The sequence below is a fragment of the Proteus sp. MB838 genome, assembly GCF_054767435.1.
Genome location: NZ_BAABMO010000025.1, coordinates 1 through 20,779, shown reverse-complemented (window position 1 = coordinate 20,779; position 20,779 = coordinate 1). Strand labels below are relative to the sequence as shown.

Below are 20,779 nucleotides of genomic sequence, written 5' to 3'. Positions count from 1 at the left end.
TAAATGAAGCGGCTGTCTAAATCTTTATTATTGATAACCCTTTTTTGCCTGATTATTTTCGCCGTAGTATTAAGTGGATTTCGTTATTTTCTGCCTCGTTTAGATAATTATCGTCCTGAAATTGAAACCTATTTATCTAAACAGTTCAATAGCCCAGTCACCATGACACAGGTGAAAGGGGAATGGCAAAACTTTGGTCCTGATATCCAAATTACTGGGCTGTATATTGATAATAACAGTGTTGAAGTGAGTGCTGAACAGATCATTTTCTCTTTTGATGTTTGGCGTTCACTGCTTCATTTTCAACTCTATTTTCGTGAATTAACCTTTGAACAATTAGCAGTAAATTACAAAAAGCCTATTTTTACTGGGCAAAATGGTGATATTACTTTCACTGAACCCGATGATATCTCTTCCATTTTCTTAAAACAGTTTGACCGATTTAAATTGGTTGATAGCCGTTTCGTGTTTTTATCACCTTCTGGTGACACTAGCACGCTCCATATTCCCGAATTAATGTGGCTCAATCAGAAAAACCGCCATCGTGCGCAAGGGGAAGTTACTTTAGATACCCCAATAAATCACTATGGTGGACTAAAAGTACGTCTTGATCTCTATACGAAAAAGCAGGGGGCACTGGATAAAGGACAGGTGTTTGTCACCGCTGATGAGGTTGATATTTCCCCTTGGTTAAGCCAATGGGTTAAAAGTAACAGTGGTCTTGGTGAAGCGAAAGCCAGCCTATCTAATTGGATAGAGATCAGCAATGGGCGGATCACGGGTAGCCAGTTACAAATCCATCAAGGTGAAATGGATTGGCGTAATGAAGGGCGCACACATGTATTAAAGGTAGAAGATTTAATTCTACGTATGAGACGCCAAGAAAATGGCTGGCTTGCTGATATCCCTTATACCAGAAAAATAACGATGGATGGTGATGAATGGCCAGATGGTTATTTAGCGGTACTTTATCAACCTAAAGAAAAACAACAGGATGAAGCTTGGCGTATCCGTGCTAAAAATATTGAATTAGAACGGTTATCTGCGTTATTGCCTTTGTTCTCCTTTTTAACGCCTAATGTCGTGCGCCAATGGCAGTATCGTCAATTTTCTGGCATGGTCGACTCATTTGCTCTTGATTTAACTCCCGATGATTTTAAACGTAGTGCCATTGATATCAGTTGGCAAAATGTTGCTTGGAAACGCTGGCAAGAAATCCCTTCTGTGGCACATTTTAATGGTCATTTAAAGGGCACATTACAGCAAGGAACGCTTAATTTTGCGCTTAATAACAGTGAAATTGATACTGCTGGGCTTTTTAAAGCGCCACTTAATATAGAAAAAGGCACTGGTACGGTTTACTGGCAGCATCAGGGAGATTCTCTGTCGTTATGGAGTCAAGGGATTGATATAAAAGCCACCTCCGCTTGGGTTGCCGGTGATTTTCGTTATCAAAAACAAGGAGAGCATCAACAACTGTCTATTCTTTCGGGAGTGAATGTGACCGATGCCGGTGAGACATGGCGCTATTTACCTGAAAAATATGTCGGTAAAGATTTAACACAATATCTCTCTGACGCGATTATTGCCGGAAACGTTAAAAACGGTACGTTTATTTTTCATGGTGATCCGCGGGATTTCCCTTTTGAACAACATAATGGTTGGTTTCAAGTCTATGCCCCAGTAAAACAGGCGACCTTCAAATATGATAGTGAATGGCCGGCACTGTTTGATCTTAATGTTAATCTTAATTTTAAGAATAACGGCTTATGGATGTCCTCTGATAATGTTCAGGTTGGTAAAGCCACCGCTAAAAACTTGACGGCGATTATTGAGGACTATAACAAAGAAAAAATTGTTATTGATGCAGATATTGAAGCTACGGGGGATGATTTAAAAGAGTATTTTCTAGCTTCGCAAATGGCAACGATTGGCCATACACTTGAAATACTAAAAGTGGCTGGAAAAATTAACGGGAGTTTGCATCTCGACATTCCTTTTGATGGCGAGCAGGTGGTCGCTTCTGGTCAGGTAAACTTAAACAATAACGATGTCACATTAGCCTTTATGGATACCACCCTAGAAGGTGTTACGGGACAATTTCGTTACCATAATGATAAATTAGAGAGTGATACTTTAACCGCGAATTGGTTTGGTCAACCTCTGGCATTTTCTTTTGCTGGTGGTGATCAACGGGATGCTTATCAAGTTGGTGTTGATCTAAAAGGACAATGGGATATCGCGAAAATTAAGGGATTACCTAATGATATACAACATAAATTAAGTGGTTTTTTACCTTGGCATGGCGCGGTGAGTGTTAATATTCCAGAAACAGCGGATGTTAATTATCAAGTGGATCTGACCGGACAAGTGAATGCGCTACAAAGTCAGTTAGCTGCGCCAAGTACCGATGACTTTAAAAACGCTTCCCCCATTGTGATTTCAGCAAAAGGGAATAGTGAAAAACTTAACGTTAGTGCCGATGCACAAGATCAGTGGTCATTAAATAGTGAATGGGCGTTAGGTGAACCATTACGTCTATTACAAGGTAATTTAGTCTCTTCCTCGCTCACACTACCTCAATTAAATGATCAATCACGATTGACTATTGCTTTGCAGGGATTGCAAGGCGATAAATGGCTACCTACTTTAATGGCTTTTTCATCATTAGCCCCTTCTGAAAACGCGATACGTTTCCCTACCAATATTCATATTAGTTTGTCTGAACTTAATTTTGCTGGTCAGCAATGGATTGCGCCACAAACAGAAATTATGCGTGCTGATGATGGCGTAAAATTATCCTTCTCAGGGAGTGAGTTACGAGGTGACTTATTTGTACCCAATACGGCACAACCTTGGCAGGTGAATATTACCTATCTCTATTTTAATGGCGCTAGCCCAACAGAAGAAAATAAATCCTTAAAAATGGCAAATGTGCCTGATGCCAAAAAAGCAGTTCAATTTTCACTTAAAGATATTCCTGCTATCAATTTCGCCTGCCAAGAGTGTTGGGTGAATGGATTATTACTAGGGAATATTGAAGGTGCAATACAGCCTCGTGACGGAGCATTATTGTTAACTGCAGGTAAGCTTAAAAATAGCAGTGGCGAGCTATCTGTGAGTGGTGTGTGGTCAGAAGATAGTTTAGGCAACAGTATCACTAAGTTGGCAGGTAAACTAACGGCACCGGAAGTCGATGAAATGGCGGCTTACTTTGGTTATATCATTCCGATTGTTCAGTCACCACTTACGGCAGATTTCTCACTGCAGTGGCACAATACCCCTTGGAATTTTGATCTAAAAACACTCAATGGTGAAGTGAATGCTTCTCTTGGAAAAGGGCGTATTGAAAAGGTGGATGTTGGGCAAGCGGGAAAATTATTACGTCTAGTCAGTTTTGATGCTCTGCTACGTAAGTTGCAATTCGACTTTAGAGATACTTTTAGTGATAATTTTGAGTATGATTCCATTAAAGGTGATCTGACGGTTAAACAAGGTGTTTTAAACGCGAAAAGTGTTGCTGTAGATGGTGTTATTGCCGATATTGCTATAAAAGGTCAAGTGGATCTGTTGGCGCGTAAAATGGACTTACAAGTAGTGGTAACTCCTGAAATATCAGCTACAGTAGGCGTTGCTACCGCATTTGCTATTAACCCCATCGCTGGTGCTGCTGTATTTGCAGCTTCAAAAGTACTGGGGCCACTTTGGAGTAAGATTTCAGTTATACGTTATCATGTTACCGGAACGGTAGAACAACCCAAGATTGACGAAGTACTGCGTCAACTTAAGGAGGATCAGGCGTTATGAAAAAAGTTAATGTCGCACTTTTGCAGCTTTGTAGCGGAAAAAATATAAAAAATAATCTGGCGCAAATAGAGCAACAGATTAAGCAACTCCCCGATTCAGTCAAGCTTGTATTAACGCCTGAAAATGCATTACTTTTCTCCAGCGCAAAAGATTATCATAAACATGCTGAAATTCAGGGGAAAGGGCCATTACAAAATGCGATTGCTAATATGGCGCAGCGCTATAAGGTGTGGATCTTAGTGGGTTCAATGCCATTGATTAGCCGAGATTCTCCTGAGCAAATCACCAGTAGTAGTTTAGTTTTTGATGATGAAGGGGTGATCCGCGCTCGTTATGACAAAATTCATATGTTTGATGTGAACATTGATGATGAACAAGGCGAATATAATGAATCAGCCATTTATCAACGTGGTGAACGCTTGACTGTAGTGGATACACCTGTGGGGAAATTAGGTTTAACGATTTGTTATGATTTACGTTTTCCCGGTCTTTTCCAAGCATTAAGAGAAAAAGGTGCTGAAATTATTTCTGTACCGGCAGCCTTTACTCGTTTAACAGGTAAAGCGCACTGGGAGCCATTGTTACGCGCGCGGGCTATTGAAAATCAGTGTATTATTTTGGCACCGGCTCAAGTCGGTACCCATGATGCTCGTCGCACATGGGGTCATACAATGGCAGTGGATGGTTGGGGGAAAGTATTGAAAAAGAACCCTGATGCGGTCAGTGCCCTAACGCTCAATATTCGAGTCGATAGTTTAGAAGGTATGCGTGAACAGATACGGGTTGTGAAACATAATCGCTTTCGCCCGAAACTGACACACTTAATAAAAAAAGTTAAGGATAAAAAAGAATTATGAGTTTAGCTGTTGTCAGCGAAAGTCTGTTGGAAGCGAACAACCTGAGTTTAGATGATTTAGCATCGACACTAGAGCAGCTTGCACAGCGTCAAATTGATTATGGTGATCTTTATTTTCAATCAAGCTACCACGAAGCATGGATATTAGATGATCAGATAATTAAAGATGGCTCTTACAATATTGACCAAGGGGTTGGCGTTAGAGCGATTTATGGTGAAAAAACAGGTTTTGCTTATGCAGACCAATTAACACTCAACGCACTTAACCAAAGTGCTCATGCTGCGCGTAGTATTGTGCAAGCACAAGGCAATGGGCAGATCCATACACTGGGTGCTATTCAACATACTCCGTTATACAACCTAAATGATCCATTACAAAGTTTGTCTCGTGAAGAAAAAATAGCACTATTACATGACGTTGATCGTGTGGCACGGGCTGAAGATAAACGTGTTAAACAAGTCAATGCCTCATTAACGGGAGTGTATGAGCATGTGCTAGTTGCTGCAACGGATGGTACTTTAGCGGCGGATGTGCGTCCTCTTGTACGTCTTTCAGTAAGCGTACTGGTCGAAGATGACGGTAAACGTGAACGTGGTTCGAGTGGTGGCGGTGGTCGTTTTGGTTATGATTATTTTCTGACTAAAGAAAATGGCGAAACCCATGCAGCGACTTATGCCCGTGAAGCGGTACGCATGGCATTAGTTAATTTATCGGCTATTGCTGCACCAGCAGGTACAATGCCTGTGGTTTTAGGCGCCGGATGGCCCGGTGTTTTATTACATGAAGCTGTTGGACATGGTTTAGAAGGTGATTTTAATCGTCGTCAAACATCGGTATTCTCTGGGCGTATTGGCGATAAGGTGACTTCTGAGTTATGTACTATCGTGGATGATGGTTCAATTGAAGGCCGACGAGGCTCCGTGGCGATTGATGATGAAGGCGTACCAGGCCAATACAACGTATTAATCGAAAATGGCATCTTAAAAGGCTATATGCAAGATAAGATGAATGCGCGTTTAATGGGGGTAAAACCGACGGGCAATGGGCGTCGTGAATCCTATGCACATTTGCCAATGCCACGTATGACCAACACCTATATGCTTGCGGGTAAATCTTCTCCTGAAGAGATCATCGCCAGTGTCGATCGCGGTATTTATGCGCCAAACTTTGGTGGTGGGCAAGTTGATATTACCTCCGGTAAGTTTGTTTTCTCAACTTCAGAAGCCTATTTAATTGAAAAGGGTAAAATTACTAAACCAATTAAAGGCGCAACCTTGATAGGTTCAGGTATTGAAGCGATGCAACAAGTTTCTATGGTGGGTAATGATCTCGCATTAGATAAAGGTGTCGGGGTGTGTGGCAAAGAGGGGCAAAGCTTGCCGGTAGGGGTTGGGCAACCGACACTGAAATTGGATAAGTTAACCGTTGGTGGTACTGCTTAACACTTGTTATTGTTATCTATTTATACAAATTACCCCAATAAAACTCCATCGCTATGATGGAGTTTCTATTTAAGTGAGTAAATGGAGCTATTTATGGGCAAACGTCTATTCCCTGTTCTTATTGTTGTGGCTGTTTTATTTTTTGTTCTGTATAAAGGATTAGTACCTGAAACGCAGATACCAGCAACAGCGCCTCCTACATCGACAACATCTACATCGTCAAAGAGTTCAATCAGTCAGCCTGAGTCTCAACGTCCTTTAGCAATTGATGAAAAGACACAAGCTAATAAAGTGGCTGATTATTTGCAACAACACGCTCGCTTACCTGATTTTTATATCAGCAAAAAAGAGGCTCGAGCTAAAGGTTGGAATGCGAAAGCGGGCAATTTATGTGACGTTTTACCAGGACGGGCGATTGGTGGTGATCGCTTTATGAACCGTGAAAAACAGTTACCTGAAGAAGCAGGGCGCCAATGGTTTGAAGCAGATGTCAATTATCAATGTGGACATCGTGGTAGCGATCGCCTGCTATATTCTAATGACGGATTAATTTATTTAACCACCGATCATTACCGTACCATGCAAAGAGTTGCACCTTAATGAAACAGATTATTTTTGATTTCAGCACATTGGCGGATCGAGATGCTTTTTATCATCAGTTTGCTCAGCAATTTCAATTAGATGAAGCATTCGGTAATAATCTTGATGCGTTATGGGATGTATTAACAGGAGAAATTGAATTGCCTGTTAATATTGTTTTCAGACATGCACCGCATCATTCCCGCACCTTCCAGCCCATTATTGAGATAATGCAAGAAGCGCAAGAGACGCTGGGTAAAGAGCTATTTCGCTTTCATTGTGAACATAAAAAAGCTAAGTAGAGCTAGCTGAAAGCCCATAAGTATTACAAGGTATCCTGAAAACCGCAGTGGTATCATGATTTAGCACTGCGTTTTCAGGAGCATCAGTCGTTAAGCTGACTCTGAGAGATCTTTTAGATATTGAAACAATAAGCGGAATGATTTTGGCGGTTTATTGGCTTCTTTCTCTTTTTTAGCATTACGAATAAGTGTGCGTAATTGCTGGCGATCGGCCATAGGATAAAGCGCTACCACTTCCTCAATCACTTCATTACCACCGTCAATCAGACGTGTACGCAGATCTTCTAGTTTATGTAACACTAAAATTTGCTGATTATGGCGATTTTTTAGTTTATCTAGTGCTTGGCGGATCGGCTCTTCATCAACATTACGGAGTAACTTACCGATATATTGAATTTGGCGACGACGCGCTTCGCGTTGTACCTTTTGCGCCAATTTAATTGAAGCGAGTAGTTTTTCATCAAGAGGAACACGTTCAAGCTCTTGAGTACTTAACTCAACAAGTTCGGTGCCTAATTTCTTTAACGCTTCAGCATCACGTTTAATTTCACTTTTGCTGACCCAAATGATCTCTTCCTCTTCTTCCTCTTCTAACGGTGTATTGTCAAATTCAGGATTGAGGTAGTGCCACTCTTCTGGCTGCTTTGCCATAATAAAAATTCCTGTTGCAGAGTAAGCCGGGAGTGTGATTTGGTGAATGACCAAAAGCCCGACGGGTGATAACATTCATATATCTTCTATTGTAACTGGGAAAATCGCTTGTTGACCACCTGTCAATTGATTTACTTTAGCAAAAATAAGTAAAAAGTGATGTTCTCCTTAGGAAAATGGTTCTCAATGAATAATACAGATCAGGTAAAACAGCTGGAAGAGGCAGTTTCTCTTGCACTGGAGATCGCCTCAAAACAGTGTGACGGTGCAGAAGTTGCAATTAATAAATCAACAGGCATAAGCGTTAGTACACGCTATGGTGAAGTAGAAAATGTTGAATTTAATAGTGATGGTGCCTTAGGGATCACCGTCTATCAGCAACAACGTAAAGGGAGTGCATCTTCTACAGATTTAAGTCCTGATGCGATTAAACGTGCAGTACAAGCGGCGGTAGATATTGCGCGCTACACTTCTGTTGATCCTTATGCAGGGCCTGCTGATAAAGCCCTGTTAGCCTTCGATGCCCCTTTTCTTGATCTCTACCACCCAACAGACATAACAGCAGATAAAGCGATTGAGCTGGCGTCTCGAGCGGAGCAAGCTGCATTAGACAGTGATAGCCGTATCGTCAATACCGAAGGGGGAAGCTTTAATAGTCATAGTGGAACTCGCGTCTTTGGTAACAGCCTTGGTTTATTAAAAAGCTACTCTTCATCTCGTTATTCAATGTCGAGTTGCGTTATCGCTCGTGAGGGTGAGGATATGGAGCGCGATTATGCCTATACCATTAGTCGCCGTTTTGAGGCATTACAATCTCCTGAATGGGTAGGACAAGAGTGTGCACGCCGTACCTTATCTCGTCTAGCTCCCCGTAAATTATCCACCATGAAGGCGCCTGTTCTCTTCTCAGCGGAAGTAGCAACGGGGATCTTCGGTCATTTAGTGGCAGCCATCAGTGGTAGCATGATCTACCGTGAGTCATCTTGTTTGTTAGATAGCTTAGGAAAACAGATTTTCCCTCAATGGTTAAATATTCAAGAGCGTCCACATATTGTGGGAGGATTAGCATCAACGCCTTTTGATAGTGAAGGGGTACGCACATCAGATGCAGATATTATTAAAGATGGGGTACTGCAAGAGTGGCTCCTTACTAGCTATTCCGCAAGAAAATTAGGGTTAAAAAGCAATGGACATGCGGGGGGCATTCATAACTGGCGTATCCCAGGGCAAGGTCTCTCCTTTGATGAGTTGTTAAAAGAGATGGGCACAGGGCTTGTGGTCACTGAGTTAATGGGACAAGGGGTTAGCACGGTGACAGGGGATTATTCCCGTGGTGCGAGCGGTTTCTGGGTCGAAAATGGTGAAATTCAGTATCCAGTGAGTGAAGTGACTATTGCCGGTAACTTGAAAGAGATGTGGGCGAATATTGCCACAATAGGTGATGATATTGAAACACGCAGTAATATTCAGTGTGGATCACTACTATTACCAGAAATGAGTATCGCAGGTCAGTAGCACCTTGCCTTTAATCTCAGCCCATAAGTGGGCTGAGATATCGCGCTTACTTGTATTTTATTGCGTTAATAAGATAAAAAATAACACGCGAACCTTCAGCATTGCTTAACGGTGTAATTCACCAGCAGCTTCAGGTTGGTAGAGAATTTCTAATACTTTGACCTTAGTTTCAAGGCCATTAGGAAGCTGCCAACTGATCTCATCATTGATAGCTAAACCTAATAGTGCCGCCCCCATTGGCGCCATGACTGATAATTCAGTCGCACTATCTTTTAATGAAGCAGGGTAAACTAAAGTACGAATACGCTCTTCATTATTTTTTAAGTCCATAAAACGGACTTTGCTGTTCATGGTGACGATGTTAGCAGGGATATCAGCTGGTGTAACAATGTCAGCACGATCTAACTCTTCATTTAAAGCTTCTGCAATTGGGCTGTCTGCAAAGGCAGGTTGCTCTAGTAATGAATCTAAACGTTCTGCATCAAGTTCATTGATGATAATTGTTGGCTTTGTCATACCACACTCCAATTTGTTCCAATGCAAAACAACACCCCCACGGATTAGGTGGGGGTGTTGTTAAACTCTATGTAAGATAATAGGCGGTTCTGTAGCAAAAAGAAAGAGGCAGTGATCACAGTCTCTTTCTGGGATTTTTGTTAAGAAATGCTAATCTATTGTTTTTAATTAGAATTAATCTTCATCAAACCCTGATTCAAATAATGCAATAATCGCATCAATCGCTTCTTTTTCATCACAGCCACTGGCTTCTATATCGATGTGACTGCCTTGTTCGGAATCTAACATCAACATCGCAATCACACTATCTGCTTGCGCCTCAACGCCTTCATGGTTACGTAACGTCACCGTTGATTGAAATGTATTGACCAAATCAAACAATTTCATGGCAGGCCTTGCATGCATGCCTAAACGGTTTTTTATCGCTACGCGTCGATATTGGGTCATTTGCGCTTTTCAAGTGTTCTATGGCGTGATTGTACGTTTTTCCCTCTAGAGCGGAAATAGTCAGCCAGTTGTTCAGCCACGTAAACAGAACGATGTTTGCCGCCAGTACAACCAATAGCAACAGTTAGGTAACTACGATTATTCGTCTCTAACATCGGTAGCCAAAGTTCTAGATAACTTCTTGTTTGATAAATAAAGTTATGCACTTCGGTATGGCGATCGAGGAAGGCTGCGACTGGACGATCTAACCCCGTCATTGGGCGTAATTTGGGATCCCAGTGGGGATTAGGTAAAAATCGTACATCAAAGACATAATCAGCATCGATAGGAATACCATGTTTAAAACCGAAAGACTCAAATACCATGGTCAATTCGCGTTCACGTTTACCGAGTAAGCGTGTACGTAGCATTTCGGCTAATTCATGCACTGACATCTCTGAGGTATCAATAATCAGGTCAGCCCGTGATCGTAAAGGTTCGAGCAGATCACTCTCTGTATCAATCGCCATTTCTAGCGAGAGGTTTTTCGTTGAAAGAGGGTGTAAGCGTCGAGTATCACTATAACGGCGGATCAGCGTATTTCTATCAGCATCTAAAAATAACAGTTGTGGAGAATATTCCGCGGGTAAACTTTCCAGCGCCTTTTCGAAAATCTCCGGTGATTCTGGCATATTACGTACGTCAATACTGACTGCGGCAGCGGCAGCATCACGCTCAGCCAGTGTTTTCGCAAGCTCCGGTAACAGATCGACAGGTAAGTTATCAACGCAATAAAATCCCATGTCCTCAAGCGCACGCAAAGCGACTGACTTACCTGAACCAGAGCGTCCGCTGACTATCATCAGCACCATGAGGTAGCTCCCCTTAATTTCCCAGTGATGAATATCATTCCACTGTATGCTATTCGCGTCCTGATAAACCCAAACCCATTAGGTTTATTCTGTGATAATCTGATAAAGCTCTTCATCACTTTGTGCGGAGCGTAGTCGGCGACATAAATTTTTGTCAGCCAACTGTTTTGCAATCAAAGACAGTGTGTGTAAATGTTCCTTACATTGTGTTGCAGGAACGAGTAATGCAAACAACAAATCGACAGGTTGATTATCAATAGCGTCGAAGGCAATAGGCTCGCTTAGGTGAAGAAACACACCAACAACTTTTTCAGTTTCATCACTTTCAATACGCCCATGAGGGATAGCCAATCCACCCCCAATCCCTGTTGTACCGACTTTTTCACGCGTTAATAAAGCCTCAAAAATCAGTGTTTCTGGTAAATTTAGTGCTTGAGCTGCATTCTCACTGATAATTTCTAACGCGCGTTTTTTACTTGTGCAATGCACATTGTTATGTGTACATGCCAGAGTAAGTACGTCGCTAATATTCATCTTTGTATCGTTGTTCATTGTCTTATTCACTTAGACCAGCAAACCAGATGCCACAGAGTGACATCTGGTTTTTGTTAGCGGATTATTTAGGCGCTGTTTTTAATTGAACAAACGCGACATCAATAACACCCTAACATCGCCGATTGTATTCCCATTTTACAATGGGAAATGAATTAATGTTGTCTCAGTTTATCTTTGTGTTTGGTTAATTGACGAGCCAGTTTATCCATTAATCCATCAATTGCTGCGTACATATCTTCTGCTTCCGCAGAGGCATGTAATTCACCGCCATTTACTTGAATCGTCGCTTCCGCAATTTTAGTCACTTTTTCGACTTTGAGGATAACTTGGACGTTATTAATTTTGTCAAAGAACTGAGGTAATTTAGCGCTTTTTGCTTTGACGGTATCACGCAGAGCATCAGTTAATTCAATATTATGACCAGTGATTTGAAGTTCCATAGTGTCTTCCTTCTCAATTATGCTCAAACCAACTCTTTACGTTGATTTGAAGGCGGGATGGATAATGACTCTCTATATTTCGCAACAGTTCGTCGAGCAACCTGTATACCAAGCTCGGCGAGCATATTTGCCAGTTTACTATCACTTAGTGGTTTCGCTGGGTTTTCTGCTGCGATTAGTTTCTTCACTAAAGCCCGAATTGCTGTTGAAGAGGCTTCACCTCCGTTATCAGTATTTACGTGGCTTGAGAAAAAATACTTCAATTCGAAAATTCCCCGAGGACAATGCAAATATTTTTGCGTTGTAACGCGAGAAATGGTGGACTCGTGCATCTCAACCTGTTCTGCAATATCGGCCAAAACAAGGGGTTTCATATGCTCTTCACCGAATTCGAAAAACGCCTGCTGTGTGTCAACAATGCAATGAGCGACTTTTAATAATGTCTCATTACGGCTTTCTAAGCTTTTTATCAGCCATTTAGCCTCTTGTAAATTGTCACGAATAAATTTCCCATCGCTTTCGTTTTGAGCTGATTGCCCAAGCGCTGCATAAGTCTCATTTATGCGTAGGCGGGGAATGCTATCCGTATTTAACTCAACTTGCCAGTGTTCTCCTGATTTTTTTACCAGTACATCAGGAATAACATACTGTGATTCCTCTGTATCAATACTTAAACCCGGTTTTGGATCAAGAGATTGAATGGTCTCAATTACTACTTTTAATGTCTCTTCACGTAGCTTAGTGTGACGCATTAATTGGCGAAAATCACGATTACCTAATAACGCTAAATAGTGCTCAATAACAAGTTGAGTCTCTTTCAAATAAGGTGTATTAGTTGGAAATGTCGACAATTGAATTAACAGACACTCTTTTAAGTCTCTGGCAGCGACACCTACGGGATCAAAGCGTTGAATACGCTTTAATACCGCTTCAATCTCATCAAGCTCTAACTCATCATCACCCATTCCGGCAAGAATGTCATCTGTTGAAACTGTTAAATATCCTGTTTCATCGACAGCATCAATAATGCTTGTCGCGATAGCACGATCAGTATCAGTAAAAGGTGTTAGGTCAGCTTGCCAAGTTAGGTAATCTTGCAGTGAAGCCGTGGTTTCACCTTGATAGAGTGGTAATTCATCAGCCGCATAATCATTACTGGTGCCTGAAGGGGTGCCTGCGGTGTAAATTTCTTCCCATTGGGTATCGAGAGGAAGATCGTCAGGCATCTCCTTTTGCTCTAGTGCATCTAGGGTATCTAACACCTCATTATCACGCTCATTGTCTGGTGTACTATCATCACTCTCTTGTGTTGATGAGCTATCAGAATGCGTTACATCCGCTTGATCGTCTTCTTGTTCAAGCAATGGGTTAGATTCAAGGGCTTGTTGAATTTCTTGTTGTAATTCAAGCGTAGAAAGTTGCAACAAACGAATAGCCTGTTGGAGCTGTGGCGTCATGGCCAATTGCTGACTAAGACGAAGTTGCAGACTTTGTTTCATAGTGATGCGATGGATCCTCTTATGTTGTCATCCGTGACGAAATAAAAGTGTCACTCAGATCACAGGCGGAAGCCTTCACCTAAGTAAACACGTTTAACTTGCTCATTTGCCAAAATTTCTTCTGGTGAACCATGGGCAATAAGGTGTCCTTGACTGACGATATAAGCACGTTCACACACATCTAAGGTTTCGCGTACATTATGGTCGGTAATTAATACGCCCAAGCCATAATCGCGTAGATGTTGGATAATTTTCTTAATATCTAAAACGGAAATAGGGTCAACACCGGCAAAAGGCTCATCCAATAAAATAAATTTAGGATTTGCCGCTAGCGCCCGTGCTATCTCTACACGACGGCGTTCACCCCCTGATAAAGATTGCCCTAAACTATTACGTAAGTGACTGACATTAAACTCTTCAAGTAGCTCTTCTGCACGATCTTTTCGTTGTTCGGCCGTTAAATCATGGCGTATTTCTAAAATTCCCATGATATTGTCATAAACGCTTAAGCGTCTAAAAATAGAGGCTTCTTGTGGCAAATAACCAATACCCTTACGTGCACGTTCATGTAACGGGAGTAAGGTAATATCTTCATCGTCGATAGTAATGCTACCCGCATCACGGGCGACAATACCTACCACCATATAAAAGGTGGTGGTTTTCCCCGCACCGTTAGGGCCAAGTAAGCCAACAATCTCACCGGAGTTAACATTGAGGCTCACATCACCGACAACGGTGCGCCCTTTGTATGCTTTTGCTAAATTTTCAGCTTTTAACAGCGCCATAAAGTGTTACTTACCTTTGTTGTTAACACCGGGACCTTTCTCTTGTAACTGAGAAGGGAGTAAAACGGTGGTGACTTGTTTTCCCTTACCGCTAAATGCTTCCATTTGTTGTGTCGGTACGAGATAAGTGATTTTATCACCGGTGATATTACTGTCTAATTGTTCAAGATAAGCTTTACCTGTTAAGGTCACCAGCTCTTTGTCCATCTCATAGGTCATTTTATCACCACGACCTTTGATTGGTTTACCATCATCTTGTAACTGATAGAATGTCACAGGGTTACCAAAAGCTTCAATCACGATTTTTTTAGAATCGCCACCAGGACGTGTAACCACTACTTTATCAGCTCTTATATCAATAGAGCCTTGTTTTACCACAACATTTTGTGTGAAAGTGGTAATGTTTTTTTCTAAATTAAGTGACTGTTTCTCGGAATTAACAACAATAGGTTGTTGTGTATCATCTTTAAGTGCCATAACTGGGACACTTATTGAGAATAACGTACTGATAATTAGTGTATTACGGATTTTTCGATTCATTAGGGATCTCATAATAGGTGTTCACCTGTTCAATCAGCTCTGCACGTTTTTCACGCAGATTGCCTCGCATTTTTAAGCCGACTGATTTCAGTCCGACGCCGATAATAGTCACTTCATCATCAGAGGAAACATCTTGTGTATCCAGATCTGCGATAGCATTTTCTGTGCTGATCCGCTGAAGTTGGGAGTCATCAGTTAAACTATCAATTTGAACGTCGCCATAAAGATAGAGCATTTTACTGTTTGTCAGTTTGGCTTTATTTGCACGCACGGTCCATGTTGCATCTCCTGTCGGCGAATAAGTCGTTAAGACAGGATTAGTAAACCATGTAAACTTTTGCTGAGCATAGTTTTTGACATCATCAGCAACTAGTTTATATCCCAGTATACCTGTTGGTTCATAAACAAAGGATATTGATGATTTAGATTGGTAGGTGGGTTGACCATCTTCAACAATCTTTCCATCATCAAGCTCAGTATTGTTAGTATAGTTCCAGCCAATCAGCCCAAGAGCAATAATGGCTAAAATCAGGGTAAACCAGGATTTTAATTTATTCATTCTGTGTCGTTATACGTTTAAATCGATAAACCTTTAGCTTCTTCAAGTCGACCTTGGGCTAATAGGATCAAATCACATAATTCTCGTACTGCACCGCGTCCACCTAAAATATGGGTAACATAGTCGGCACGAGGTGTGAGTAATGGATGGGCATCAGCAACGGCAACTGACAGTCCTACTTTTTCCATTACCGGTAAATCAATCAGATCATCGCCAATATAGGCTGTCTGTTCTGGTTTAAGGTTTAGTGTATCTAACAGTTGTTGATACGCCAAAAGCTTATTATGCTGTCCTTGGTAAAGATATGTAATGCCAAGTGTTTTGGCTCTATCTTCTAAAAGCTTAGATTGACGACCCGTAATGATAGCGACCTCAATACCCGATGTAAGTAAACAACGAATGCCATAGCCATCACGGACATTAAACGCTTTCAACTCTTCACCGTTATTGCCCATATAAATAAGTCCGTCAGACATCACACCATCAACATCGCAAATCAGCAATTGGACTTTTTCTGCTTTTTGCATTATTTGCTTGCTTACTGCACCGTAGCAGGTCTCTATCATTGTATTCATCTTTATCCTTATGAACGCATAACAAGCTTAAACAACCCCAGCTTGCAATAAATCGTGCATATGTAAAACACCTAATAAAATATCACTATCTGGTTCAGTGACTAACAGTGAAGTGATATGTTTTGCTTGCATTAAATTAAGCGCTTCTACCGCTAAGCTATCTGGGGAAATGCGAATTCCGCCTTTCGTCATTACATCTGATATTTTGGCATTATTAAGATCAATACCTAAATCAAAGATACGACGCAAATCACCATCAGTAAAAATACCGTTAATCAACATATTATCATCACAGATAACGGTCATACCTAATTTTTTACGGGTGATCTCTACCAGTGCTTCGCGTAATGTCGCTTCTTTGCTGACGCGTGGAATATCATCCTCTTTATTCATTAAATCACTGACATGAAGCAATAATTTACGCCCCAATGCACCACCGGGATGCGATAGTGCAAAGTCTTCCGCCGTAAAACCTCGAGCGCGCAATAAAGCGATAGCTAAGGCATCTCCCATCACCAGTGTTGCCGTTGTGCTGGTGGTAGGGGCTAAACCTAACGGACAAGCTTCTTTAGGGACTTTTATACAAAGATGAATATCAGCAGCTTTCCCCATTGTACTTTGAGGTGAGCGTGTCATACAAATTAAAAGGATCTGTTTACGCTTGAGGACAGGGATAAGGGCGAGAATTTCACTGGCTTCACCTGAATTTGAAATTGCCAGCACAATGTCTTTTTCTGTCACCATACCTAAATCGCCATGACTGGCTTCACCGGGGTGAACAAAAAAAGAAGGGGTGCCGGTACTGGCAAAGGTGGCGGCAATTTTATGCCCAATATGACCTGATTTTCCCATGCCCATAACAATCACTCTTCCCTGACAGTGAAAGATTTTTTCACAGGCAAGAGAAAAATCGTCATTGATATATTGTGCTAACTCAGCTAATCCTTCTTGTTCAATTTGAAGAACCTTTTTACCTGCTTGCTGAAAATCAAATCCGGTCATTTTTTGTACCATTTATTTTAGGTTAAGAGAGAATGTGCAACGCACAACACCGTAATATAAACAATAAAACAAACTAATAAGAAAATCCCCTTTCCACGGTTTAGCCGCTGTTTGCGCCCCAATGAAAAGAGTGAGAAAAGTAGGCCCGCGACCATCAGCACAGTAAAACTAAAATAGAATGCTTGCATATTAAATGTGCTAGGAGAGAGTAATGCGGGCATGCCTAGCACAAAGGTGAGATTAAAAATATTAGCGCCAATAATATTGCCTAGAGCCAGTTCATTTTCACGTCTTAAGGCTGCCACAACGGTCGTTGCTAATTCAGGTAAACTGGTGCCAATAGATAGCAAGGTTAGTCCAACTAAAAAACCGCTGAGATGATACTGTTGCATGATGATAAAAACATTATCAATGATCATTCTTGTTGCAACAGGGATTATCAGTAATGCAATAACCACCCAAAATAGGGCAACAGAATTACGTGGATTAGTTTGTAATTCAAAACGTGAAAGTGTCTCTAGCGGTAACACATGGCGCACTTGTGTTAAGGTTTTATGGAGCATTTTTATCATTAGAAAAAGAGAGGCGAAGCCGATGAAAAAAAGTAAACAGCCTTCTCTCAACCCTAGATGACCATTAGAAACCACCAGTCCTGCTAATAAGATGACTATAATCATCAAAGGAAGTTCTTTTTTTAGTACCGCAGATTGGATATTCATGGGATAAATCATCGCTCCAATCCCAGCAATCAGTAGCAGATTCGTTAATGAAGATCCTATTGCTATACCTATCGCTATCTCGGGTAAATTGTGGATGGCCGCGTCGGTTGCAACAAAAAGCTCCGGCAATGAAGTACCCATTCCCACAATAACAATACCGATAACGGCAGGAGGGAGCTTTAATGATTGAGCAAACACACTTGCACCATACACCAGTCGGTCTGATGCATAGACTAATAACATCAACCCAACAATGAGAAGAGACAAAGTAATCAACATGCCATCAGTTTTCCAACAATGAGTGAAAAATAAAGAAAAAACCAATAAGACAGGGCTGATAAAAAACATTATTGTCAAAAGGTTTTGCTAATTCACCATATTTTGACTAGCCAAGCACGAAAAGTAAAATCAACCGTGCAATAAATTGCTAAATAGTGGTGATTTCTTTGTAACATTGACAATGACCTGCCAAAATAGCGTATAAATTTTGTTTATGCAGACAGGCTTAAGGACGTTTTATTCATGAACGCACAACCAGACAATTTAATTGAAGTGCGCAATATGAACTTTACTCGCGGTAGCAGAAAGATTTTTTCGCAAATCAATCTGGATGTGCCTAGAGGAAAAGTGACTGCAATAATGGGGCCTTCAGGGATAGGTAAAACCACCTTATTACGCTTGATGGGGGGACAAATTCTGCCTGATAGTGGTGATATTTGGTTTGATGGTGACAATATTCCTAAGTTATCACGCTCTGCTTTATATCAGTCAAGAAAAAAAATGAGTATGCTTTTTCAATCAGGCGCCCTTTTTACTGATATGAATGTATTTGAAAATGTCGCCTTCCCATTAAGAGAGCATACTAATTTACCCGAGGCGTTAATTCACACTACCGTGATGATGAAGTTAGAAGCGGTAGGGTTAAGAGGGGCTGCTAATTTAATGCCATCTGAATTATCGGGGGGAATGGCGCGCAGAGCCGCTTTAGCAAGAGCGATAGCCCTTGATCCAGATTTAATCATGTTTGACGAGCCATTCGTTGGACAAGATCCCATTACCATGGGGGTATTAGTAAAACTGATTGATGAATTAAACCATGCATTAGGGGTCACTTGTGTGGTGGTGTCTCATGATATCCCTGAAGTACTGAGTATTGCCGATTATGCATATATTATTGCAGAACAGAAAATCATTGCTCAGGGAAGTGCAAAAGAGCTACAGGAAAATCCAGACAGACAAGTAAGACAGTTTTTAGATGGTATTGCTGATGGACCTGTACCTTTCCGTTTTCCTGCGGGGAACTATCAGGATGATCTATTAGGACGAGGTAATTAGTACGTGGTTAATTTACTAGCGCGGTTAGGCGCGCGATCACTGTCGATTTTTGCGACTTTTGGTAGAGCCGGCATCATGCTATTTCGAGCATTGATCGGTAAGCCTGAGTTTCGTAAGCAGTGGCCATTATTAATGAAGCAACTGTACAGTGTTGGTGTTCAGTCGCTACTGATCATTATGGTTTCTGGACTTTTTATTGGCATGGTTCTTGGTTTACAGGGCTATCTAGTACTGACGACATTTAGTGCGGAAGCGAGCCTAGGTATGATGGTAGCACTTTCTTTGTTACGAGAGTTAGGCCCTGTGGTGACAGCACTATTATTTGCTGGACGTGCAGGCTCAGCACTGACCGCAGAAATAGGTTTAATGAAAGCAACAGAGCAGATATCCAGTTTAGAAATGATGGCTGTCGACCCTCTTAGACGAGTGGTTGCGCCACGTTTTTGGGCCGGGTTTATTAGTATGCCATTACTTTCACTGATCTTTGTTGCGGTGGGGATCTGGGGTGGTGCTATTGTCGGCGTGGATTGGAAAGGCATTGATGAAGGCTTTTTCTGGGCATCAATGCAAGGTGCGGTTGAATGGCAAAAAGACTTAGTGAATTGTTTTATTAAGAGTGTCGTGTTTGCCATTACCGTGACTTGGATAGCGCTGTTTAACGGATATGACGCAATCCCAACATCGGAAGGGATTAGCAGAGCAACAACGCGTACCGTTGTTCATTCATCGTTAGCCGTATTAGGTTTAGATTTTGTGCTAACTGCACTGATGTTTGGGAATTAAGTCATGCAAAGTAAAAAAATTGAAGTTTGGGTTGGTTTATTTGTTGTTATTGCACTGATAGCGGTTGTCTTTTTAAGCTTAAAAGTGGCTGATATTAAAGAAGTGGGTAATCAACCTACTTATCGTGTCTACGCAAGTTTTGGTAATATTGGTGGTTTAAAAGAGCGTTCACCGGTTAAAATCGGTGGGGTGGTAATTGGTCGCGTTGCCTCTATTACCTTAAAAGAAGAGATGGAAGGTAACTATCGTCCTGAAGTTGCTCTCGATATTTTAAACATTTATGACCATATTCCTGACAGCAGTTCTCTTTCTATTCGCACATCAGGTTTATTAGGTGAACAGTTTTTGGCCTTAAATCTCGGCTTTTATGATGAAGATTTAGGTTCTGATTTTCTAAAGGATGGTGGCAGAATTACCAATACCCATTCAGCCATGGTGCTTGAAGATTTGATTGGTCAGTTCCTTTATAAAACCGGTGACGGAGATGGAAAAACAACCTCTGACTCAAAAACGCAAACCGAACAACCAGCATTACCTTAATGATCATTCGCTTACGGTGTGGCTTATTTAATACATCGTATTTACTAAAATATAATCCCAAGAGGAAGCGAGAGTATGTTTAAACGCTTATTAATGGTCGCATTATTGGTGATAACACCTTTTGCGATGGCGGTCGATAAAACCAATCCTTATGCATTGATGGAAGATGCCGCGCAAAAAACCTTTGATAAATTAAAAACTGAGCAACCAGAAATTCGTAAAAATCCAGAACTGTTACGTGAGATTGTTCAACAAGAGTTGTTACCTTATGTACATATCAAATATGCTGGAGCATTAGTGTTAGGGCCTTATTATCGTAATGCAACGCCGGCTCAGCGTGATGCTTACTTTGCCGCTTTTAAAGATTATCTTGCACAAGTGTATGGTCAAGCATTAGCAATGTATGAAGGGCAAGAATATCGCATAGAACCCGCTAAACCTTTTGCGGATAAATCAAACCTGACTATTCGTGTCACTATT

23 protein-coding genes are annotated in these 20,779 nt (G+C 41.3%); 10 read left to right on the top strand and 13 right to left on the bottom strand.

All coding sequences use genetic code 11. The features are described from left to right. The first annotated feature begins 3 nt into the window (after nucleotides 1–3). The 5 genes from yhdP to ACYUCW_RS11865 all read left to right on the top strand — a co-directional run bounded on the left by yhdP (nucleotide 4) and on the right by ACYUCW_RS11865 (nucleotide 6,987). Nucleotides 4–3,807, top strand: coding sequence for an AsmA2 domain-containing protein YhdP (gene yhdP, locus ACYUCW_RS11885; protein ID WP_460408661.1), 3,804 nt, complete (start codon nucleotides 4–6; stop codon nucleotides 3,805–3,807). Then, nucleotides 3,804–4,664: a deaminated glutathione amidase gene (nit1, locus tag ACYUCW_RS11880; RefSeq protein ID WP_460408659.1), complete on the top strand. Its 861-nt coding sequence runs from the start codon at nucleotides 3,804–3,806 to the stop codon at nucleotides 4,662–4,664. Before yhdP ends, nit1 begins: the two co-directional genes overlap by 4 nt. Next, nucleotides 4,661–6,106, top strand: a complete 1,446-nt coding sequence (gene tldD, locus ACYUCW_RS11875; protein WP_004245322.1) for a metalloprotease TldD — start codon at nucleotides 4,661–4,663, stop codon at nucleotides 6,104–6,106. The genes nit1 and tldD overlap by 4 nt, the downstream gene beginning before the upstream one ends. A gap of 93 nt (nucleotides 6,107–6,199) precedes the next feature. Continuing rightward, the gene (locus ACYUCW_RS11870; RefSeq protein WP_012368831.1) at nucleotides 6,200–6,706 is read left to right on the top strand and encodes a ribonuclease; all 507 of its coding nucleotides are present in this window, start codon (nucleotides 6,200–6,202) and stop codon (nucleotides 6,704–6,706) included. After that, on the top strand, nucleotides 6,706–6,987 hold the full coding sequence (locus ACYUCW_RS11865) for a barstar family protein (RefSeq protein WP_004245317.1): 282 nt from the start codon (nucleotides 6,706–6,708) through the stop codon (nucleotides 6,985–6,987). The genes ACYUCW_RS11870 and ACYUCW_RS11865 overlap by 1 nt, the downstream gene beginning before the upstream one ends. A gap of 90 nt (nucleotides 6,988–7,077) precedes the next feature. Here the strand turns inward: ACYUCW_RS11865 and yjgA are convergent, their stop codons facing one another. Then, nucleotides 7,078–7,638, bottom strand: coding sequence for a ribosome biogenesis factor YjgA (yjgA, locus tag ACYUCW_RS11860; RefSeq protein WP_460408678.1), 561 nt, complete (start codon nucleotides 7,636–7,638; stop codon nucleotides 7,078–7,080). A 186-nt stretch (nucleotides 7,639–7,824) separates the two neighbouring features. Between yjgA and pmbA the strand changes: the two genes are divergently transcribed. After that, on the top strand, nucleotides 7,825–9,153 hold the full coding sequence (gene pmbA / locus ACYUCW_RS11855; protein WP_004252702.1) for a metalloprotease PmbA: 1,329 nt from the start codon (nucleotides 7,825–7,827) through the stop codon (nucleotides 9,151–9,153). Between the two features lie 105 nt (nucleotides 9,154–9,258). On the opposite strand, the gene rnk is transcribed toward pmbA, so the two are convergent. The 12 genes from rnk to ACYUCW_RS11795 form a co-directional block, all read right to left on the bottom strand. Continuing rightward, complete coding sequence (gene rnk, locus ACYUCW_RS11850; RefSeq protein ID WP_004245312.1) at nucleotides 9,259–9,669, bottom strand: nucleoside diphosphate kinase regulator; 411 nt, start codon at nucleotides 9,667–9,669, stop codon at nucleotides 9,259–9,261. A 174-nt stretch (nucleotides 9,670–9,843) separates the two neighbouring features. Further along, complete coding sequence (npr, locus tag ACYUCW_RS11845) at nucleotides 9,844–10,116, bottom strand: PTS phosphocarrier protein NPr (protein ID WP_004245309.1); 273 nt, start codon at nucleotides 10,114–10,116, stop codon at nucleotides 9,844–9,846. Then, nucleotides 10,113–10,967 carry an RNase adapter RapZ gene (rapZ, locus tag ACYUCW_RS11840; RefSeq protein ID WP_004245308.1) on the bottom strand — a complete coding sequence of 285 codons (855 nt, stop codon included), beginning with the start codon at nucleotides 10,965–10,967 and terminating at the stop codon, nucleotides 10,113–10,115. The genes npr and rapZ overlap by 4 nt, the downstream gene beginning before the upstream one ends. An 84-nt stretch (nucleotides 10,968–11,051) precedes the next feature. Next, a complete protein-coding gene (ptsN, locus tag ACYUCW_RS11835) occupies nucleotides 11,052–11,519 on the bottom strand; it encodes a PTS IIA-like nitrogen regulatory protein PtsN (RefSeq protein ID WP_004245307.1) in 468 nt (155 codons plus the stop codon). A 155-nt stretch (nucleotides 11,520–11,674) separates the two neighbouring features. Next, nucleotides 11,675–11,962 (bottom strand): ribosome hibernation promoting factor, encoded by a 288-nt coding sequence (gene hpf, locus ACYUCW_RS11830; RefSeq protein ID WP_004248916.1) that lies wholly within the window; start codon nucleotides 11,960–11,962, stop codon nucleotides 11,675–11,677. Nucleotides 11,963–11,985: 23 nt separating this feature from the next. After that, entirely contained in the window at nucleotides 11,986–13,461 is a 1,476-nt protein-coding gene (rpoN, locus tag ACYUCW_RS11825; protein ID WP_004248917.1) for an RNA polymerase factor sigma-54, read from the bottom strand. 59 nt (nucleotides 13,462–13,520) lie between these two features. After that, nucleotides 13,521–14,246 carry an LPS export ABC transporter ATP-binding protein gene (gene lptB / locus ACYUCW_RS11820; RefSeq protein ID WP_004245304.1) on the bottom strand — a complete coding sequence of 242 codons (726 nt, stop codon included), beginning with the start codon at nucleotides 14,244–14,246 and terminating at the stop codon, nucleotides 13,521–13,523. A gap of 6 nt (nucleotides 14,247–14,252) precedes the next feature. Next, nucleotides 14,253–14,786: a lipopolysaccharide ABC transporter substrate-binding protein LptA gene (lptA, locus tag ACYUCW_RS11815; protein ID WP_004245303.1), complete on the bottom strand. Its 534-nt coding sequence runs from the start codon at nucleotides 14,784–14,786 to the stop codon at nucleotides 14,253–14,255. Continuing rightward, nucleotides 14,767–15,345: an LPS export ABC transporter periplasmic protein LptC gene (gene lptC / locus ACYUCW_RS11810; protein WP_004245302.1), complete on the bottom strand. Its 579-nt coding sequence runs from the start codon at nucleotides 15,343–15,345 to the stop codon at nucleotides 14,767–14,769. The genes lptA and lptC overlap by 20 nt, the downstream gene beginning before the upstream one ends. Before the next feature lie 17 nt (nucleotides 15,346–15,362). Then, a complete protein-coding gene (gene kdsC / locus ACYUCW_RS11805; RefSeq protein ID WP_004245301.1) occupies nucleotides 15,363–15,920 on the bottom strand; it encodes a 3-deoxy-manno-octulosonate-8-phosphatase KdsC in 558 nt (185 codons plus the stop codon). Between the two features lie 27 nt (nucleotides 15,921–15,947). Then, nucleotides 15,948–16,922 (bottom strand): arabinose-5-phosphate isomerase KdsD, encoded by a 975-nt coding sequence (gene kdsD, locus ACYUCW_RS11800; RefSeq protein WP_004245300.1) that lies wholly within the window; start codon nucleotides 16,920–16,922, stop codon nucleotides 15,948–15,950. A gap of 17 nt (nucleotides 16,923–16,939) precedes the next feature. Further along, nucleotides 16,940–17,920: a calcium/sodium antiporter gene (locus ACYUCW_RS11795; protein ID WP_460408655.1), complete on the bottom strand. Its 981-nt coding sequence runs from the start codon at nucleotides 17,918–17,920 to the stop codon at nucleotides 16,940–16,942. A 243-nt stretch (nucleotides 17,921–18,163) separates the two neighbouring features. Between ACYUCW_RS11795 and mlaF the strand changes: the two genes are divergently transcribed. The 4 genes from mlaF to mlaC form a co-directional block, all read left to right on the top strand. Continuing rightward, complete coding sequence (gene mlaF, locus ACYUCW_RS11790) at nucleotides 18,164–18,976, top strand: phospholipid ABC transporter ATP-binding protein MlaF (protein WP_460408653.1); 813 nt, start codon at nucleotides 18,164–18,166, stop codon at nucleotides 18,974–18,976. A gap of 3 nt (nucleotides 18,977–18,979) precedes the next feature. Then, entirely contained in the window at nucleotides 18,980–19,759 is a 780-nt protein-coding gene (gene mlaE / locus ACYUCW_RS11785; RefSeq protein WP_004248921.1) for a lipid asymmetry maintenance ABC transporter permease subunit MlaE, read from the top strand. Nucleotides 19,760–19,762: 3 nt separating this feature from the next. After that, nucleotides 19,763–20,299, top strand: a complete 537-nt coding sequence (mlaD, locus tag ACYUCW_RS11780) for an outer membrane lipid asymmetry maintenance protein MlaD (protein WP_004252690.1) — start codon at nucleotides 19,763–19,765, stop codon at nucleotides 20,297–20,299. Between the two features lie 75 nt (nucleotides 20,300–20,374). Next, a partial coding sequence (mlaC, locus tag ACYUCW_RS11775; protein WP_460408651.1) for a phospholipid-binding protein MlaC occupies nucleotides 20,375–20,779 on the top strand: 405 nt, incomplete at its 3' end.

What these genes read in the sequence shown, in the direction of transcription:
- kdsC (WP_004245301.1), bottom strand. Translation starts at nt 15,920, where the DNA reads ATGAATACAATGATAGAGACCTGCTACGGTGCAGTAAGCAAGCAAATA.
- ptsN (WP_004245307.1), bottom strand. Translation starts at nt 11,519, where the DNA reads ATGAACAACGATACAAAGATGAATATTAGCGACGTACTTACTCTGGCA.
- lptB (WP_004245304.1), bottom strand. Translation starts at nt 14,246, where the DNA reads ATGGCGCTGTTAAAAGCTGAAAATTTAGCAAAAGCATACAAAGGGCGC.
- ACYUCW_RS11795 (WP_460408655.1), bottom strand. Translation starts at nt 17,920, where the DNA reads ATGTTGATTACTTTGTCTCTTCTCATTGTTGGGTTGATGTTATTAGTC.
- yjgA (WP_460408678.1), bottom strand. Translation starts at nt 7,638, where the DNA reads ATGGCAAAGCAGCCAGAAGAGTGGCACTACCTCAATCCTGAATTTGAC.
- lptA (WP_004245303.1), bottom strand. Translation starts at nt 14,786, where the DNA reads ATGAATCGAAAAATCCGTAATACACTAATTATCAGTACGTTATTCTCA.
- npr (WP_004245309.1), bottom strand. Translation starts at nt 10,116, where the DNA reads ATGACCCAATATCGACGCGTAGCGATAAAAAACCGTTTAGGCATGCAT.
- lptC (WP_004245302.1), bottom strand. Translation starts at nt 15,345, where the DNA reads ATGAATAAATTAAAATCCTGGTTTACCCTGATTTTAGCCATTATTGCT.
- ACYUCW_RS11870 (WP_012368831.1), top strand. Translation starts at nt 6,200, where the DNA reads ATGGGCAAACGTCTATTCCCTGTTCTTATTGTTGTGGCTGTTTTATTT.
- mlaF (WP_460408653.1), top strand. Translation starts at nt 18,164, where the DNA reads ATGAACGCACAACCAGACAATTTAATTGAAGTGCGCAATATGAACTTT.
- pmbA (WP_004252702.1), top strand. Translation starts at nt 7,825, where the DNA reads ATGAATAATACAGATCAGGTAAAACAGCTGGAAGAGGCAGTTTCTCTT.
- rnk (WP_004245312.1), bottom strand. Translation starts at nt 9,669, where the DNA reads ATGACAAAGCCAACAATTATCATCAATGAACTTGATGCAGAACGTTTA.
- nit1 (WP_460408659.1), top strand. Translation starts at nt 3,804, where the DNA reads ATGAAAAAAGTTAATGTCGCACTTTTGCAGCTTTGTAGCGGAAAAAAT.
- mlaD (WP_004252690.1), top strand. Translation starts at nt 19,763, where the DNA reads ATGCAAAGTAAAAAAATTGAAGTTTGGGTTGGTTTATTTGTTGTTATT.
- rpoN (WP_004248917.1), bottom strand. Translation starts at nt 13,461, where the DNA reads ATGAAACAAAGTCTGCAACTTCGTCTTAGTCAGCAATTGGCCATGACG.
- tldD (WP_004245322.1), top strand. Translation starts at nt 4,661, where the DNA reads ATGAGTTTAGCTGTTGTCAGCGAAAGTCTGTTGGAAGCGAACAACCTG.
- hpf (WP_004248916.1), bottom strand. Translation starts at nt 11,962, where the DNA reads ATGGAACTTCAAATCACTGGTCATAATATTGAATTAACTGATGCTCTG.
- kdsD (WP_004245300.1), bottom strand. Translation starts at nt 16,922, where the DNA reads ATGACCGGATTTGATTTTCAGCAAGCAGGTAAAAAGGTTCTTCAAATT.
- yhdP (WP_460408661.1), top strand. Translation starts at nt 4, where the DNA reads ATGAAGCGGCTGTCTAAATCTTTATTATTGATAACCCTTTTTTGCCTG.
- rapZ (WP_004245308.1), bottom strand. Translation starts at nt 10,967, where the DNA reads ATGGTGCTGATGATAGTCAGCGGACGCTCTGGTTCAGGTAAGTCAGTC.
- ACYUCW_RS11865 (WP_004245317.1), top strand. Translation starts at nt 6,706, where the DNA reads ATGAAACAGATTATTTTTGATTTCAGCACATTGGCGGATCGAGATGCT.